This window comes from Hyunsoonleella sp. 2307UL5-6 (assembly GCF_047345485.1).
In the GTDB taxonomy this organism is placed as follows: domain Bacteria; phylum Bacteroidota; class Bacteroidia; order Flavobacteriales; family Flavobacteriaceae; genus Jejuia.
Genome location: NZ_JBLFEN010000007.1, coordinates 1 through 16,705, shown reverse-complemented (window position 1 = coordinate 16,705; position 16,705 = coordinate 1). Strand labels below are relative to the sequence as shown.

11 protein-coding genes are annotated in these 16,705 nt (G+C 30.8%); 4 read left to right on the top strand and 7 right to left on the bottom strand.

Features of this window, described 5'->3' with window-relative positions:
- Window positions 1–27: 27 nt before the first annotated feature.
- The 4 genes from ACKGJY_RS12870 to ACKGJY_RS12855 form a co-directional block, all read right to left on the bottom strand.
- Entirely contained in the window at window positions 28–2,667 is a 2,640-nt protein-coding gene (locus ACKGJY_RS12870) for a glycoside hydrolase family 3 C-terminal domain-containing protein (RefSeq protein WP_413974308.1), read from the bottom strand.
- Window positions 2,668–3,020: 353 nt separating this feature from the next.
- Window positions 3,021–7,181, bottom strand: a complete 4,161-nt coding sequence (locus ACKGJY_RS12865; protein WP_413974307.1) for a two-component regulator propeller domain-containing protein — start codon at window positions 7,179–7,181, stop codon at window positions 3,021–3,023.
- Between the two features lie 301 nt (window positions 7,182–7,482).
- A complete protein-coding gene (locus tag ACKGJY_RS12860) occupies window positions 7,483–7,683 on the bottom strand; it encodes a dodecin family protein (protein WP_413974306.1) in 201 nt (66 codons plus the stop codon).
- A gap of 68 nt (window positions 7,684–7,751) precedes the next feature.
- On the bottom strand, window positions 7,752–8,657 hold the full coding sequence (locus ACKGJY_RS12855) for a NifU family protein (protein WP_413974305.1): 906 nt from the start codon (window positions 8,655–8,657) through the stop codon (window positions 7,752–7,754).
- Between the two features lie 140 nt (window positions 8,658–8,797).
- Between ACKGJY_RS12855 and ACKGJY_RS12850 the strand changes: the two genes are divergently transcribed.
- On the top strand, window positions 8,798–9,802 hold the full coding sequence (locus tag ACKGJY_RS12850) for a type IX secretion system membrane protein PorP/SprF (RefSeq protein ID WP_413974304.1): 1,005 nt from the start codon (window positions 8,798–8,800) through the stop codon (window positions 9,800–9,802).
- 105 nt (window positions 9,803–9,907) lie between these two features.
- Here ACKGJY_RS12850 and ACKGJY_RS12845 read toward each other — a convergent pair whose 3' ends face one another.
- Window positions 9,908–11,062 (bottom strand): vWA domain-containing protein, encoded by a 1,155-nt coding sequence (locus tag ACKGJY_RS12845; RefSeq protein WP_413974303.1) that lies wholly within the window; start codon window positions 11,060–11,062, stop codon window positions 9,908–9,910.
- 345 nt (window positions 11,063–11,407) lie between these two features.
- Here ACKGJY_RS12845 and ACKGJY_RS12840 point away from each other — a divergent pair, with 345 nt between their 5' ends.
- The 3 genes from ACKGJY_RS12840 (at window position 11,408) to ACKGJY_RS12830 (ending at window position 14,919) form a co-directional block, all read left to right on the top strand.
- On the top strand, window positions 11,408–13,519 hold the full coding sequence (locus ACKGJY_RS12840; protein ID WP_413974302.1) for a histidine kinase: 2,112 nt from the start codon (window positions 11,408–11,410) through the stop codon (window positions 13,517–13,519).
- The gene (locus ACKGJY_RS12835; RefSeq protein ID WP_413974301.1) at window positions 13,520–14,254 is read left to right on the top strand and encodes a LytR/AlgR family response regulator transcription factor; all 735 of its coding nucleotides are present in this window, start codon (window positions 13,520–13,522) and stop codon (window positions 14,252–14,254) included.
- Window positions 14,255–14,403: 149 nt separating this feature from the next.
- Complete coding sequence (locus ACKGJY_RS12830; RefSeq protein WP_413974300.1) at window positions 14,404–14,919, top strand: gamma carbonic anhydrase family protein; 516 nt, start codon at window positions 14,404–14,406, stop codon at window positions 14,917–14,919.
- Between the two features lie 144 nt (window positions 14,920–15,063).
- Here the strand turns inward: ACKGJY_RS12830 and ACKGJY_RS12825 are convergent, their stop codons facing one another.
- Both ACKGJY_RS12825 and ACKGJY_RS12820 read right to left on the bottom strand, forming a co-directional pair.
- Window positions 15,064–15,531 carry a hypothetical protein gene (locus ACKGJY_RS12825; RefSeq protein ID WP_413974299.1) on the bottom strand — a complete coding sequence of 156 codons (468 nt, stop codon included), beginning with the start codon at window positions 15,529–15,531 and terminating at the stop codon, window positions 15,064–15,066.
- Window positions 15,532–15,856: 325 nt separating this feature from the next.
- Window positions 15,857–16,561 (bottom strand): hypothetical protein, encoded by a 705-nt coding sequence (locus ACKGJY_RS12820; protein WP_413974298.1) that lies wholly within the window; start codon window positions 16,559–16,561, stop codon window positions 15,857–15,859.
- Between the last annotated feature and the right edge of the window lie 144 nt (window positions 16,562–16,705).

The window sequence follows — 16,705 nt, the reverse complement described above, 5'->3', positions numbered from 1 at the left end:
TTGTTTTAAGTGAACCTAAGGATTAAATTATTCCAAGGTTATTTCTTTTTCTAAAACAGTTGTGGTTTTTGCATTTGCAACACCGCTAAACCCTGGTTGTTTACCTCCAATTGAAATGTTTAGCTTGCCAAATTTCATTGATGGTTTACCATTAGGGTCGATAATAGCATATTGTTTTGGTGTAATTGTAAAATTAACTGTTTTACTTTCATTCACTTCTAAGTAAATTCTTTCAAAGCCAACTAAAGATCTTGTAGGTCCAGCTGTATCGCCTTTATGTGTTAGGTATAATTGTATAACTTCATCACCAGCCATTTTACCTATATTAGATACTTTAACACTTAATTTTATGGGTTCGTTAATTACAATACTTTTTTGACTGTCTAGATCTGAATATTCAAAGTTAGTATAACTTAAGCCATGTCCGAAAGGAAATAATGGTTCACCTTTAAAATACTTATAGGTTCTGTTTTCCATATTGTAGTTTTTAAAATCGGGTAAGTCTTTCACCGATTTGTAGAATGTAACAGGAAGTCTTCCAGCTGGATTATAATCGCCAAAAAGTACATCTGCTATAGCTTTTCCTCCAAATTCGCCAGGATACCAAGCTTCTAAAATAGCAGGTACATTATCTGCAGCCCAATTAACAGCTAAGGCACTTCCGTTCATTAGTACTAAAACTGTAGGCTTTCCTAAAGCTTGAACTTTTTTCATCAGTTCTATTTGAGTTTTTGGTAATGTAATTTCAGAACGATCTCCTTTGTCAAAACCATCCAATAAAACCGGCATTTCTTCACCTTCAATTGATGGTGATAATCCTAAGCATAGTACAACAACTTCAGATTTTTTGGCAGCTTCTAAAGCTGGAGTAATAAGATCTTGATCTGTTTTGGCCCATACTAGTTGTGCTTGCGGATCTGCATGGTAGTTAAAGTATTCTATTTTAATAGTATTCGATTTACCTTTTGATAATTTAGTGTCAAAATATTTAGTTTTTGGCTCATGATCATCACTAAACTCAAATTGTAATTTATCATTAAAATACAATTTACCGCCACTACTAGCTCTTAAGCCTATACGGTAAGACCCAGTGTTTTTTGGTGTTAATGTTCCGCTCCATTTTACAGAAAACACATCTTTTTTAAGACTATCCAAAGGGAGGTTTGATACCCAATTAAAATCTACTGTTTTATCGGTTCTTGTAAAAATGGGTTCGTTTTTCCAATCTATATTATTGTAGTATTCTCCTTTTAAACCAGGTTGGTCTCCATTACTTAGTACATCGGCTGGAATAGGATTTAATGTAGGCCAACCTACAGCAATATCACTTCCCAAGGCATAATTTATTGTAGCATTTGGTAGTTTGTTTTTTATTGCACGTAGAGGTGTGTAATGGTTTTTAGGTGTGCCGTGGTAATTGCCTAATAATACTTGTTTAGAGTCTGCATTTGGACCAATTACTGCTATAGATTTGATGTTCTTGTTTAGTGGTAATATGTTGTTTTCATTTTTTAGCAGCACCATAGATTCTCTAGATACCTTCTCAGATAAATCATAATGTGCTTTACTTGTTACAACATCATATGGAATTTTAGACCATTTTACGTTTTCATCATCATCAAACATGCCTAATTTAAAGCGTGCTATAAATAATCTAGATAAGGCTAAATCTACCTTACTTTCATCTATTAGTTCTTTTAAAACAGCTTCTGTTAAATTTGGATCGTAAACACTACCACAGTTTAAATCTGTACCTCTATCTACGGCTAAAGCTGCAGCTTCCTCAGGTGTTTCAACTAAATTATGTTTATTGGGTTCCCAAAAATCGTTGATTGCCCAACAGTCTGATACTACATAGCCTCCAAAGCCCCAATCGTCTCTTAAAATTCTATTTAATAACAGATTACTACCACAACATGCCTCGTCTCTATATCTATTATAAGCACACATTACAGAGTGTACTTTTGCTTCTTTTACAGCAGCTTCAAAAGCTGGTAAATAAGTTTCATATAAATCTCTATTAGAAGTTTGGTAGTTGTCCTCATGTCTCGATTTTTCAGGACCGCTATGTACAGCAAAATGTTTTGCAGTGGCAACTACTTTCAAGTGTTTCTCATCATCACCTTGTAAACCTTTAATATAATTTACACCTATTCTACTTGTTAGGTAAGGATCTTCTCCATATGTTTCTTGACCTCTTCCCCAACGTGGGTCTCTGAAAATATTAATGTTCGGAGTCCAAAATGTTAAGCCTTGATAAATGCCTCTTTTGCCTTCAGATATGGCTTTGTGATGTTTAGCTCTTGCTTCATCCGATACTGCAGTACCCATTTTAAAAATTAATGACGTATCCCAAGTTGCTCCCATCCCAATACCTTGAGGGAATACAGTAGCTTCACCAGCTCTTGCAACACCATGCAAACACTCATTCCACCAGTTATACTCAGGTATACCAAGTCTTTCTACAGCAGGCGCATCATAACGCATTTGAGACACCTTTTCTTTTAACGTCATCTCGCCAATTAAATTGGTAACTCTGTCTTGAACGCTTAAATCTGGATTTTGAAATTTAAATGTATAGTGTTTTTCTTCAGTTTTACATGAGTATATAAATAATGATGCAAATAAGAAATACACAAAAAGTCTACAATTTTTTAATTTATTCATTTTTAGTTTTTAATTATAAATTGATGTCAAGGTTAAAGTTTATATTATATGAAAAAGGAAGAATAATAAAAAACCTACAATAGCGATTATTAATAGAATTTCTATAAAAAACTTTCTTTTTAACGGCCTCAACTCCATAGAAACAAAGCTATACAAGAGCCTTGTTACTAATTATTAATAGTTAAGCATTTGTTAGAACATTTAAAGCAAAACAAATGAAAAATGTTGTGTATAGGCACAATTATTATGGGTACTGTAAAAAACACATCAATATCTTTGATTTACTTTGCTACTATAAATTGTATTATCTTAAAATTGTATTATCTTATATTGTTTTTTCGATATTAGAAATCTTAATTATTTATCTCGATACTTGTAGGCAATACACCGTAATAATTTTTAAAGCATTTTGTAAAATACGAATGCGAAGAAAAACCAACTTTATGAGAAACCTCGCCCACTGTTGCACTACCAAGCTCAAGTATTTGTTTTGCTTTTTGAAGTCTTATGTTTCTTAAAAATTCGTTAGCCGTTTGATTTGTTAACGCTTTAATTTTTCTATAAAATTGACTTTTACTTAAATTTAGTTTAGAGGCTAGAGTTTCAACATTTAATGTTGGGTCGCTAATATTTTCGTTAATGTAATTAAGTACTTTTTCAATAAACTCTTTGTCTATTGAGGTTGTGTTAGTGTTTTCCGGAAGCTCACTAATAACACTAAAATATTTATTAAATATTAATTTTCTACTCGTTATTAATTGGGCTAATCGTAAACGTAAAAGTCTTAAATTAAACGGTTTAACCATGTATGCGTCAGCTCCGAGTTCTATACCTTCCATTCTGTTATCAATTCTAGCTTTAGCGGTTAGCATGAGCAAAGGGATATGACTGGTTTTAATATCGCTTTTTATCTTTTTACAAAATTCAAATCCATCCATTTCTGGCATAATTACATCAGTTATAATTACATCAGGCAAAACTTTTTCTGCAATTTTTAGTCCTTCAATACCGTTAATAGCTGTATGAATTGTATAGTCGCTTTTTAGTTCTTCTTTTAAATAGTTTTGAAGCTCTAAATTATCTTCTACTATTAGTAAAGTATTAGGTTCTGTTTTAAGCTCTGTGGTTATAGAACTTTGATTTGTTTGTTTCAAGTTGAGTTGCTCTCTAACAAAAACCTCTTCTTTTTCTTGAGCGTTCGGGATTTCTTTAACAAGTTCGTCTTCATTAAAATGAGATTTACCAAGTGGTAAATTAATTTTAAAGCTTGTGCCTACATCTAGTTTGCTTTCTACTTTAATATTTCCTTTATGTAGTTGTACAAAGTTTTTAACAACTTCTAAACCAATTCCAGTACCGCCGTAGTAGGTGTTATTTAGGTTTCCTACTTGATAAAATCTGTCAAATATTTTATCTACTTGTTCTTCATCAATACCAGGGCCAGAGTCTGAAATAATAATTTCAGCAACACGTATAGCATTAAACTCATCAGCTAAGGGCATCATAGTTTTTTTGTCTTTAATGTTTACTACCACATGTATAGCTCCTCCATTTGGTGTAATTTTAATAGCATTTGAAAGGAGATTAAATACGATTTTTTCTAGCATACTTTTGTCTGCCCAAATAGGAATATCAAGACTTTCTGTATCAACAGATAACGCTATATTTTTAAATAAGGCTTCCTCTTTAAAATGAGATACAACATCTTTTATAAAGGCAACCAAGTTTAATTTGTTTGCTTTTATCCTAACTTTATTTAGCTCAAGTTTTCTAAAGTCTAAAAGCTCTGTAATTAATCGATGTAATCTATCTGTGTTTTTATGAACTGTATTTAATTTTGTTTTTACAATTTCTGGTATGTTTAAGCTTTTATTACTTAAAATATCTTCTAGCGGGTTTATTATTAAAGTTAGTGGTGTTCTAAATTCGTGTGAAATATTAGTAAAGAATTGAAACTTTTTTTCATTTAAGTCTTCTTTTTGCTTTCTTGTTTCTCTTTCATAACTAATTAACTGTTTTTCTTTTATACGTTCTTGTATTATTTTGTTTAAAAAATAGAGTGCTAATAGAAATAAAATGATGTAGGCAAATAGTGCCCAATTTGTTTTCCACCAGGGTGGTAATATTGTAATAGTTAAATTATTTGGAATTTCGTTCCAAACGCCATCATTATTTGCAGCTTTTAGTTTAAAGGTATAAGTACCATAATCTAAATTTGTGTAAGTAGCGTTTCTTGTATTGCCAACAAAATTCCATGAGTCTTCTAATCCTTCAAGATAATAGGCAAACTGTGTTTTTTCTGGTCTGGTATAATTTATTGCAGTATATTCTATAGTGAAAACAGATTGTTTGTGTGACAATGTAATTTCTTTGGTCTCAGAAATCACCTTTTCAAGTGGGCTGTTTTTTTTACTAGGTATAACTTTTTTATTAAATAATTTAAAATCTGTTAAATAAACTAGAGGTAGTGTGGTGTTTTTACTAATGTTGTCTGGATTAAAAAAATCTACACCTTGATAGTTGCCAAAATACAAATTACCATTGTTATCTTTAAATGCCGAATTCATATTAAAATCATTAGAGAGTAGGCCATCGTTATAGGTGTAATTAACAAAACTATTGTCTTGAAAATTATAGTTGTATAAACCAGAATTACTACTAATCCATAGGTCTCCAGAATTACTTTCTATTATTCCGGTTATATTTTCTCCTAAAAAATCACTTTGTTTGTTATACCAAGTAAATGTTTCTTCCTTGATATTTAGTTTGCATAATCCAGCGCCTCTTGTGCCTATCCAAATTGTTGTTTTGTCTAAAGATTTATAAAGTGTTAATATATGACTTGATGATATTTCATTACTAAGCTCTTTAGACATTTTTTCTTTATAAGAGGTTACATAAAATAAACTGTCTGATTCTTTTGTAACTTTAAATAGGCCTTGTGTAGTACCAACCCATATATTTTGCCTATAATCAACTAAAACCTTCCTTACGTCAATTTCTGTTAAGTTGTTTTCTTCAAATGGTTTAGAATTATGTCGCCTAATAGTTTTGGTTTTTGGGTTAAAAGAATGAAGCCCTTTAAAAAAGGTGCCAATCCAAATAGTCCCTTCATCATCCTCGGCAATACTTAAAATAGAGTTTGATGCTAAATTACCGTTGGTGTTTTGTGTATTAAAATTAATAAATTTTTTAGAGCCGTAGGGTAATAAAAACAATCCATCATTCCAGCTACCAAACCAAATGTTCTTTTTACTATCTGTAAACACACATTCTAAGTAATCATTAGTTAAACCTTTATAAGCACTTATTTCAGAGGTATTTATATGTGTTATTTTTTGATTTTTCGGATTGTATAAATTAATACCACCACCATCAGTAGATATCCAAATTTTTCCTTTTTCATCTTCTACTAATCCAGTTACAGAAGGGTTTGAGAGCGAGTTTTTATTGTTTCTTAAACTTTTTATGTGGTTAAACTTATCATATAACTCATCGTATATTCCAACACCACTATTATAATATCCTAACCATATTCTATTGTCTTTGTCCTTAAATAAAGACCATATTGAATTTGATAATAAACTTTTTTCGTCCGTTTTGTTATATAAATACTTGTTAATTATTTTTCCATTTACACTTACGTGTATTAGTCCATCATTTTCGGTACCACACAAAATACTTCCATTAGATAACCTAACGATTGCAAAAACTCTTTTATCAGTCACTTTAGATATATTTACTTTATATCCTGCAGCTTTTTTGTCTATACTTTTTAAACTTATTAAGCCATTTGATTTCGTCCCAATCCAAATGTCATTATGATCTATCAAGAGAGAATAAATGGTGTTTTTAATTGTAGGGATATTATGATTTACCTTGGTAAACTCCATTTTTTTTGAATTAGAATTATATTCTAATAGGCCTAAATTTGTGCCAGCAAAAATTTTACCTTTAGCATTACGCTTAATATCAAATACATTAAAAAAGGAACTATTAATCGTGTTGTCTCCTTCTACTTTTTCAGTATCTAAAGTTTTAAGGTTTAATTTAAATAGTCCTGATCCAAATGTGCCTATAAAAATACTTTCGTTATCATCATGACATAAGCTTCTTATTGATACTTTTTGTTCTTGCTTTGTTTTTGAATCGTAAATGGGAACTCTAATAAATTGATCTAAGTCTCTATTGTATAGGTTTAGTCCTTCTTCTGTTCCAAACCATAATCTGTTTTGGTTATCAATTATGGAACAATAAATATTACTACTGCTAATTGATGTTGAATCGGTTAAAGAATGTTTGTAGTTAATATAATCAATTCCATCAAAACGATTTAAACCAACACCCGCAGTTCCTAGCCATATAAATCCATAATTATCTTGTATTATGGTGGTTACAGCTACATTTGATTCTCCTTTTTTAATGTTAACAAAATCAAGTTTTTTACTTTGCGCCTTTATAAATAAACTAAAACTTAATAAAATTAGAATTGCAGATTTTAATGAACTTTTCATGGCATTAGTTTTCATAAATCTAAGTGAGTGAAATAAATATTTATTCTTTTATTGAAATTTTCAAAATAATACGAGAAGTTTCTAGATTGAATTATTTACAATATATATTTTCATAAAAACTCAAATAATACAATATAAGTATAAGCTTAGGATAAAGCATACTATAATTTTACCTATAACTGATTATATAATGATTATTCAGGAAGAATAGTAGTCGTAATCAAAATACAGAAATTAATATTTTATTCAAAAAAAGCGTTCAAAAAAGTTAGAACGCTTTAATTTAATTGGCTTTAAGAGTTTATTTTACTTCAAAAGTAATTTTTACATTTACTCTAAAATCTGAAATTTCACCATCATTAACACTAGCGCTTTGTTCTTGAACATAAACAGAGCGTATATTTTTAACACTTTTAGATGCTTGTGCTACTGCTTTTTTAGTGGCGTCTTCCCAACTTTTTTCTGAATTAGCTAAAACTTCAATAACTTTTAATATTGCCATAATTTTATATGTATTTATGATTAAATTTTGTCTAATATACTAATTATGGTGCAGAATTTTAAAACATGTTACCCGTTAATTGCTTCAACAACTTCAACTTTACCAGGAAGCATCTGTTTTAGCATGTTTTCAATCCCATTTTTTAATGTGAATGTAGACGACGGACAACCACTACAAGCTCCTTGAAGCATTACGCTTACACTTTTTTCGTTAGGATTATATCCCATAAATTGAATATTTCCACCATCACTAGCTACAGCTGGTTTTACATACTCTTCTAAAATGTTTACAATTTCTTTAGAAATATCATCTAGCCCTTCAAACTTTTTGTCTAATTGAGGAGTAGAGGCTTTTAATTTCTCAGCAGCTTCAGGCAGTACAATATCCTTACCATCTGCTATAAAAGTTCTAATAAAATCTCTAAGTTCAACAGTGATATCTTGCCATTCTGCCATATCATATTTAGTGACTGACACATAGTTTTCTTCAATAAATATACTTTTTACAAACGGAAAATGAAATAATTCTGAAGCTAATGGCGATAGTTTTGCATCATCTATAGATGTAAATTCAAATAAAGCAGTTACTATTTTTTTATTAGCAACAAACTTCATAACCGCTGGGTTTGGTGTAGCTTCTGCATATACTGTTACAGGTGTTTGTTTTTTAGGTGTTGCATCATCCAAAATTACAGTGCCACCATCGTTTAAGTATACCTCAATTTGTTGGGCTACTTCATCTTGTACATCATTCCATGCTACAATATCATACCGTTCAACAGCTACAAAATTTCCAGAGATGTATACCTTTTTTACAAACGGTAAATAAAATAATTGTTGTGCTAAAGGCGATGAGTTTGCTTCATCTATATTATTAAACTCAAAACTTTGGTGTTTAGTAATAAACTGATTGAGCTCGAATTTTACTATGGAATTATTGGCTGTTTCTTGCACAGAAACCTTGAAAGTCTTCATTTTACCTATTTTTATGGCAAAAATACTAAAAGAAAACCTAGTTATCCATATATTTGAGTCTAGTTGAATGTTTTTCTTTAAGTAATTTTTTATAATAAGATGCGTTTACTAAATACCAGTTTACTCTGATACTATAACCTATGACATTAAAATATATATTTTTATTATTGGTTGGAATGTTATGCATTCCAAATATCAATGCTCAAGAAGGTCTTCCCATTTATACCGATTATTTAACAGATAATTATTATCTAATTCATCCCTCAATGGCTGGAGCTGCTAATTGTGCTAAGGTAAGATTAACAGGAAGACAACAATGGTTTGGTAATGATGATGCCCCACGATTAACAACATTAAGTATTAATGGCAGAATAGGCGAGTCTAACTCCGGTATTGGAGGGATTTTATATACTGATAAAAATGGATTTCATTCACAAAATGGTGCATATTTAACGTATGCACATCATTTACTATTTTCTAGAAGCGAGGTAGATTTAAATATGCTATCCTTTGGGTTAAGTGCAGGCTTTATTCAATATCAACTAGATGAAACAACGTTTCCTTTTGATGGACAAGACCCAATAGTGCAAGGTGTAGTACAAAGTGCTACAAATTTTAATATAGATTTTGGGTTTTCATACCAATATTTAGATTTTTACGCGCACGGTACAATAAAAAATGTACTAAAGAATGCAGGTATTAATAATGACGTATTAATTACAAGTAATTTAAGACGTTATTTACTATCTGTTGGAGGTGTTTTTGGTAAGTTTGGAAGTGAATGGAGTTTTGAGCCTTCAGTTATGTTTCAATATAGAGATGGTACTGATGAGTCTATGGTAGACTTTAATGCGAAAGCTTACAAGCAAATGGATTTTGGATCGCTTTGGGGTGGTTTATCTTACCGCCAAAGTTTAGATGGAGCAGAGTTTATAAGTAACGGTAATACCGTGAGAAGCCAAAAGTTACAACAATTCACGCCTATTTTAGGTTTAAATTATAATCAGTTTATGTTTGCTTACACATACACGTATCAAACAAATGCAGTTGTTTTTACAAGCGGTGGGTTTCATCAAATTACTTTAGGTTATAATTTTAGTTGTAGAAGAGAGCGTTATAGCTGTAACTGTCCTGCTGTAAATTAAAAAAATAATTGATGTGTCATTGCGAGGAAGTACGACATGGCAATTTCATTAATTTTAATAAGAAGATTACTTCAGTCATACTTCTTTCGTAATGGCTTGTATTTTTTACCAACTATACTGTTTCTTTTTAGCCTGAGTTTTTATAGCTTTCGTCATGGCATTTTCTAAACCATTAGATTGGTCTTTTTTCTGTTCTAAAATATAAGCTTTACGTTTTTTATTCAATGCTTGTATTTTTTGTTGTATATCATTACGCTCTTTTTGCATTTCTGCAACATAGGCTTTAATTTCTGTACTAGATTTATTTTTAAGAGCATCTGGTAAAGCTTCATTTTCAAGATCATCTACTACCACTTTTTCTTCTGCAACGGCATCTACTAAATCCCAAGTAGCATTCTTGTATAAGTGAGAACTTTTACTAACTGTTCTGCTTACAGCATTTGCTTTACTGTAACCACTTGCATTTGTATCTTGTTTGGCTTGGGTTGCTCTTTTATTTGTACCATGTTTTCCATAAGCAATATAGGTGCTATTCAATTTTATATTTAGCTGAAGAATTAAATCGTCATAAGGTGATGCTACATGAACAGTAGCTTTGTTATGATTTATAGCCATGTAATCGCCATGTGTTAAAGCTGCGCCATCTTTCCAATAGGTAGAAATACCTTGATTATAATCGCCACAAAAAATAGTATTAACAGTTATATCTTTTTCTTTGGCGTTTGTTGATGCATCTTTATAACTTACGTTTCCTTGAGAGAAAGGTTCGTTTCCCGCAATAAAAATTAGTTTTAAATCATCTGGGTTTTTACCCCAATTTAATTGCTGCAATGAGGTTTGAATAACTTGTCCGCAATACTCATTTCCGCCATTAGTAGTTAAAGAAAATAAAGCCTTAGATATATCGTCCAAATCATTGCTAAAGGCTAAAACTTGTCTAATAAAACCTTCTTCACCATTTAAATTGTCGTTACCATATTCATAAAGTGCTATTTGTAAATTAGGTGAAGCATTACCGCATTTAGCATACGATAATTCATTAACAATTTCCCAAAGTTGTGCTTTGGCTTGGTCTATCAAACCATCCATACTGTTGCTAGTGTCTAGTAATAACGCAACTTTTATAAATTGTTTGTTAGCTTTTGGTTGTTCAACTTTAGTGGTGTTTAGCACTAAGTTTTGTTTTTTATTATTGGCGTTGCAAGCTGTAAAACTTAAAATTGCAATACTTAATACTAATGTTTTTAATACTGTTTTCATGATATTATGTTTTTTAATTTAAGATGAATTTTGCTGTAATGGATTCTTTAAGGATAATTGTATCAATACATACTAGGTTTTGTGTATTTCTAAATTATTCAGTAAAACTATTTCTAAAGTATATTTTAAAAAACTTATAATGAGTGTATGCAACCCTTCAATGCGTAAAGCATTTATTTAAATATGTAAAGCCGTATTTTTAAGTGAAAAAATGATGATTTTTAGAGTTTAGGCATTTTATTATACCAGAGAAAGTGCGTAAGTTTAGCTACTGTAATATATATTATGCGACTTCATTTTAAATACATATTATTTATAAGCGTTTTGTGCATTGGGTGTAACACCATGGCGCAAACAAATCTTTTAAATAATTCGCCAAGATTTACCGTACGTGGCTCTGTAGTAGAGCAAAATACTAGAGATGGTATTCCAGATGTAAAAATTCAAGTAAATGGCGTTTATAAGAGTAGTACTGATGTATTTGGAGATTTTAGAATTGAAGTTAAAAAAGGTGATGAGCTTACTATTAGCCATCAAGATTTTAAAACTATATACTACACAATACTAAACAACGAACGTATTATTGTTGAAGTAGCACCAAACGCTAAAGAAGGGTTTACAAGTAAGTTTTCTAAAAGAAGTAAATTACCGCAATTTAATTGGTTTATAGATTCTGCCGAAACCTATCTAAAAAAAGATGCCCAAAAAAGTATTCAATTTGTAGGTGATGCTTTAGAGGTAAGTAATTCTGCAAAAGAAAATGGCGATGCCTATGAGGTTTTAGGAGATATTTATATGTATTGGAAACAGTTTGATTTAGCAGTTTCTAATTATAAGATAAGTCTTCAAAGTAAATCTAGTAACTTAACTCGGTTAAAACTAGCTAAAGCGTTCTATTTAAACGAAAATTACGATGAAAGTATACAAGAGTATAATAGTATACAAAAAAAAACAGTTTCAAACTATCATTTAGTGTCGCTTTACGAAGGCTTAGGTGATGCTTATAACAGCAGTAATAAATTTGATGCATCTATAAATGCTTATAACGAAGGCTTAAAAATTGCTAAAAAACATTTAATAGCACCAAAAGTTACAGACTTAAACTCTAAAATTGCCGAAGCTTATAGTAATAAAGGCGAAGTTATTGAAGCCGAAGTATACTTTGATAAATCTTTAAACCTCGCAAACACGCAAGACAAAAAGAGAGCTGTAGAGGAGAAAGTAAAGGTAGCCGATTTTCAAAATACTGTAAAAAACTTTTCTGGTGAAATTGAATTAAGAAAACAAGCGTTAAACGATATAAGTGCTATTGAGGCTGAAACAGATACTATAATAGATAACGAAAGTACCCTAACATCACAAAAGCAAAAATACAGAATAGGTAGAGCCTATGCACAACAAAATGATTTTGATAATGCTATTGGTTTTTTAGAAGAAAGCATCGTAGAGGCAGAATCTAAAGAAGATTTAGTAGTTCAAAAAGATGCCACTAGAAAATTATCTGAAGTTTACAGAACAACAGGCGATTATACCAAAGCACTCGCAGCGTATCAAGAATATGTTGATGTAGTAGATAAATTATATATTAAAAAGGAACAAGAGATATCACAAATAACTCGTTTTAGAAAAGATATAAGTACAAAACAAAACAGAATAACAAGTTTAGAAAGCGATAGAGAACTATCTAAAAGTCAGTACCAACTCACTGTAGAGCAATCTAAACGGCAAACCGTAATTATTTATTCATTAGTAGGTGGTGTATTTTTATTATTGCTCGTAGCTTTTTTAATGTATAAATACATTCGCCAACAACGTTTAGCTAATAATCTACTGGCTTTAAAATCGTTACGCAGTCAAATGAATCCTCATTTTATATTTAACGCTTTAAATTCAGTAAACAGCTTTATAGCATCAAATGACGAGCGTACTGCAAATAAATATTTAACAGATTTTTCAAAATTAATGCGTGCCGTTTTAGAAAACAGTGAGGAAGATTTTATTCCGTTAGAAAAAGAAATAGAATTACTGCAGTTGTACACGCAATTAGAGCATTTTAGATTTCAAGATAAGTTTGATTATACAATTCATGTAGATGAAACCATACATGTAGAAGATTTTGTAATTCCTCCAATGCTATTACAACCTTATATTGAAAATGCAGTGTGGCACGGGTTACGTTACAAAAAAGAAAAAGGGCATCTTAACATTACTATTTCTCAAGAGTTAAAAGATAGTATTAAAATCACTATAACAGATGATGGTATTGGCCGTAAAAAATCTAAAGCGCTAAAAACCAAAAATCAAAAGAAACAAAACTCAAAAGGTATGGGAAATATCAAAAAACGTGTGGCAATTTTAAATGATATGTATAAAGATAAAGTAGATGTTTTTGTAGATGATTTTCAAGAAAAAGAAGATGCAGGAACAAAAGTGGTAGTCACCTTAAAAAAGGATTAAATGAAGTTAACATCAATCATAGTAGAAGACGAAGAAACTAGCAGGCAAATACTAAAAAATTACCTGCAAAAATATTGCCCCAATATTACTATTGTTGGAGAAGCAGCAAATATTGACGACGCTTTAGTACTTATTAGAAATAACGATTTAGATGTGGTGTTTCTTGATGTAGAAATGCCTTATGGTAATGCTTTTGATTTGCTAGAAAAAATAGGCGATATTAATTTTGAAACTATTTTTGTTACCGCCTATAATCATTATGCCATAGATGCCTTAAATGCACATGCCTCATATTATTTAATGAAACCCATTTCTATAGACGAATTGATAAAAGCGGTAGATTATGTAACCGATATAAAAACAAAGGAAAATGCGCTTCAAGATGAAGTATTAGTGCCAAAAACATCTTTTATAAGCGGTAAAATTACCATTCCACAACAAAGCGGATTTGAAGTATTAAACACATCTGAAATTATGTACTGTAAGGCAGATGATAATTATACCGAAATTTATCTTAGCACTAATAAAAGAAAAATAGTTAGCAAAACCTTAAAGTATTTTGAAGAAGCATTAAGCAACTCTAGTTTTGCTCGCGTTCATAAATCATACTTAGTAAATGTAAACGAGGTGGTTAAATATCAAAAAGGCAAGGGTGGAAGTGTGGTGTTAAGTAATGGTAAAGAAATCATGGTTTCAGCATCTAAAAAAGCAGGATTATTATCTTATTTTAAATAAATGTTTGAGACGTCAGTAATCTTAACTAATGTAAACGATAAATAGTCATGTATTTATAAATTAAACTATTTCAAGCAACACAAGAAGTACTAACCCAAAGGAATTTCTATGAATATGAAATGATGTTTCTTTTTTTAAATGAATTAATTATGCCAATAATACAAACCGTAAGAGGAAAAACACCCATTATACCCAAAGATTGTTTTATAGCGGAAAACGCAACTATAGTTGGCGAGGTTACTATGGGAAACCAATGCAGTGTTTGGTTTAGTGCTGTAGTGCGTGGCGATGTAAACTTTATCAAAATAGGGAATAAGGTGAATATACAAGATGGTGCGGTCATTCATGGTACTTTCGAAAAGGCAGGCACTACCATAGGGAATAACGTATCGGTGGGTCATAATGCTTTGGTTCATGGATGCACCATTCATGATAATGTTTTAGTAGGTATGGGTAGTATCATTATGGATGGTTGTGTAGTGCATAGTAACAGTATTGTAGCTGCTGGAGCGGTTGTTACACAAAACACTATTATAGAGTCGGGGAGTATTTATGCTGGTGTACCTGCTAAAAAAGTAAAAGACATCAGTAAAGCGTTGATTTCAGGTGAAATTAACCGTATTTCTGATGCTTATATTAAATATGCGAGTTGGTTTACGGAATAAACTAGTTTTTATTAAATGGATTTTAATGGTTACATTTATGAAATGTCGGTTGTTTTTTACGAGGATTTTCCGAAGGAAAATCGGAGTGACCAAATACGCACTAACCTTTGTTTAAGTATTATTTTTATATAATGTTAAAGCACGTTATTTTTTGTTTTTATATAGTTCAAGTGCTTTTAAAAATCTCTTCCCGCCAGCCTCAGTTTGGTCATGGATAAAACCGTTCATTTCAGGGTGATTTTTCAAAATCCAGTTCAAAAGTTCACTTCTGTTTTTTTCCCAAGTATTTTCGTCAAAATTCAGGTACTCCGTTTCTATTGCGATAATTTTGTCATTTTCAAACTTTAGAACCTCATTGGTCAAAAAAGGCTTTTGCATAAAGAAAAGAATTCTATTATCAACTTTTGAAACCTTTGCTTTGACAATTCCGTTTTCCAAATTCATTTCAAGAACTTTATAATTTGGTTTAAAAACGGCATCCCATTTTAACCAATTTTCCACATAATCATTTTTAGAATATCTTACTTCATATTTATATTTCGGTATCGTAGTTATCAGACTGTCATTTAACAAATTTTTCATTTTAGAACTATTAGATTCGTCAAGTGCCACGAAAAATTTTTTAGCAATTTCAATCTTATCAATTGTCTTTTCAGAGTTTTTACAAGAAATCAATCCGATTGCTAAAAAGTATAAAAAAAACTATGATTTTGTTCATTCGTATATTGTTTGGTGCTAACGGTCTTGTATAGGGCTCGTAATGTACAAATTATAAAAATATTTTCGGATTGAGCACAAGCCAGATTTTTAAATTTTACTATTTATCTTTTTTATTGGAAATCGTCAAATTTAAAAATTTGACGACTTTCAAAATATGCCTTAACTTCGTTTAAGCAACTGACTAGCTATGAGCTATATATGTTGTTACAACACGTTTTTATGACATTAGATTTTTTCCAAATTCTACTATTTGAGCAACACTCTCTTTTACAATTTGTTTATTTCCTTCGTTAACAAAGTCTTTCATTAATTTCGGTCCGAGTTTTGTCATTTTCGCCCAAATCCAACTGACTTTATTTGCAATCCAAACTTTAGTTTTACTTGATAGATTTTCTCTTAATTCAGAGATATCATTTTTGATTTCCTTTATTTGTTCCGCATTCGATTCGGTTATATGCTCTTCAATTTTATTTTCAATTTTCTCGAAATATGCATCTAATAATAAAATCTGTTTTGGTTTTAGAGGTTTGTCTTTTTCCTCGTCAACTATTCCAAATTCGGTATAATAATCATCTCTAAAAGATTCAATTATTGGGTCATCAAATGGTGACCTGATCTTGTCGTAAGATTTTAAAAGAGTTACCCATTTAGTAAAATAAGTGTTTATTTCAGAGCCTTTAATCCAAGTTCTATGTTTTTCCACATTCTGTTCAGTATGCGGTCGATATTCCACTAAAACTTTGAAACCGTTTTTTATGTCATAGTTTTCTATATTGAAATAAAATTCAGAATCTGGGTCAACATCTGTGAACCTAATCAGATTATTTTCAGATTCTACGTTTATGAAATTCTCTCCGATTTTGTCAATAAAAGGCTCTAATGCTTTTAATACTACTAAAGGTGTTTGTTTTTTCTTATTCACGATTTTCTCAAAATGTATGCTAACGGTCTCGTATAACCGTCAGTTACGGGTTAATATGCGTTAATTTTCGGTTTTGCACAGACTTTAGCAATTCCGAGTGGATTCGGACGTAGTCGAATCCGCCGTAATTGCGGTTATACATTG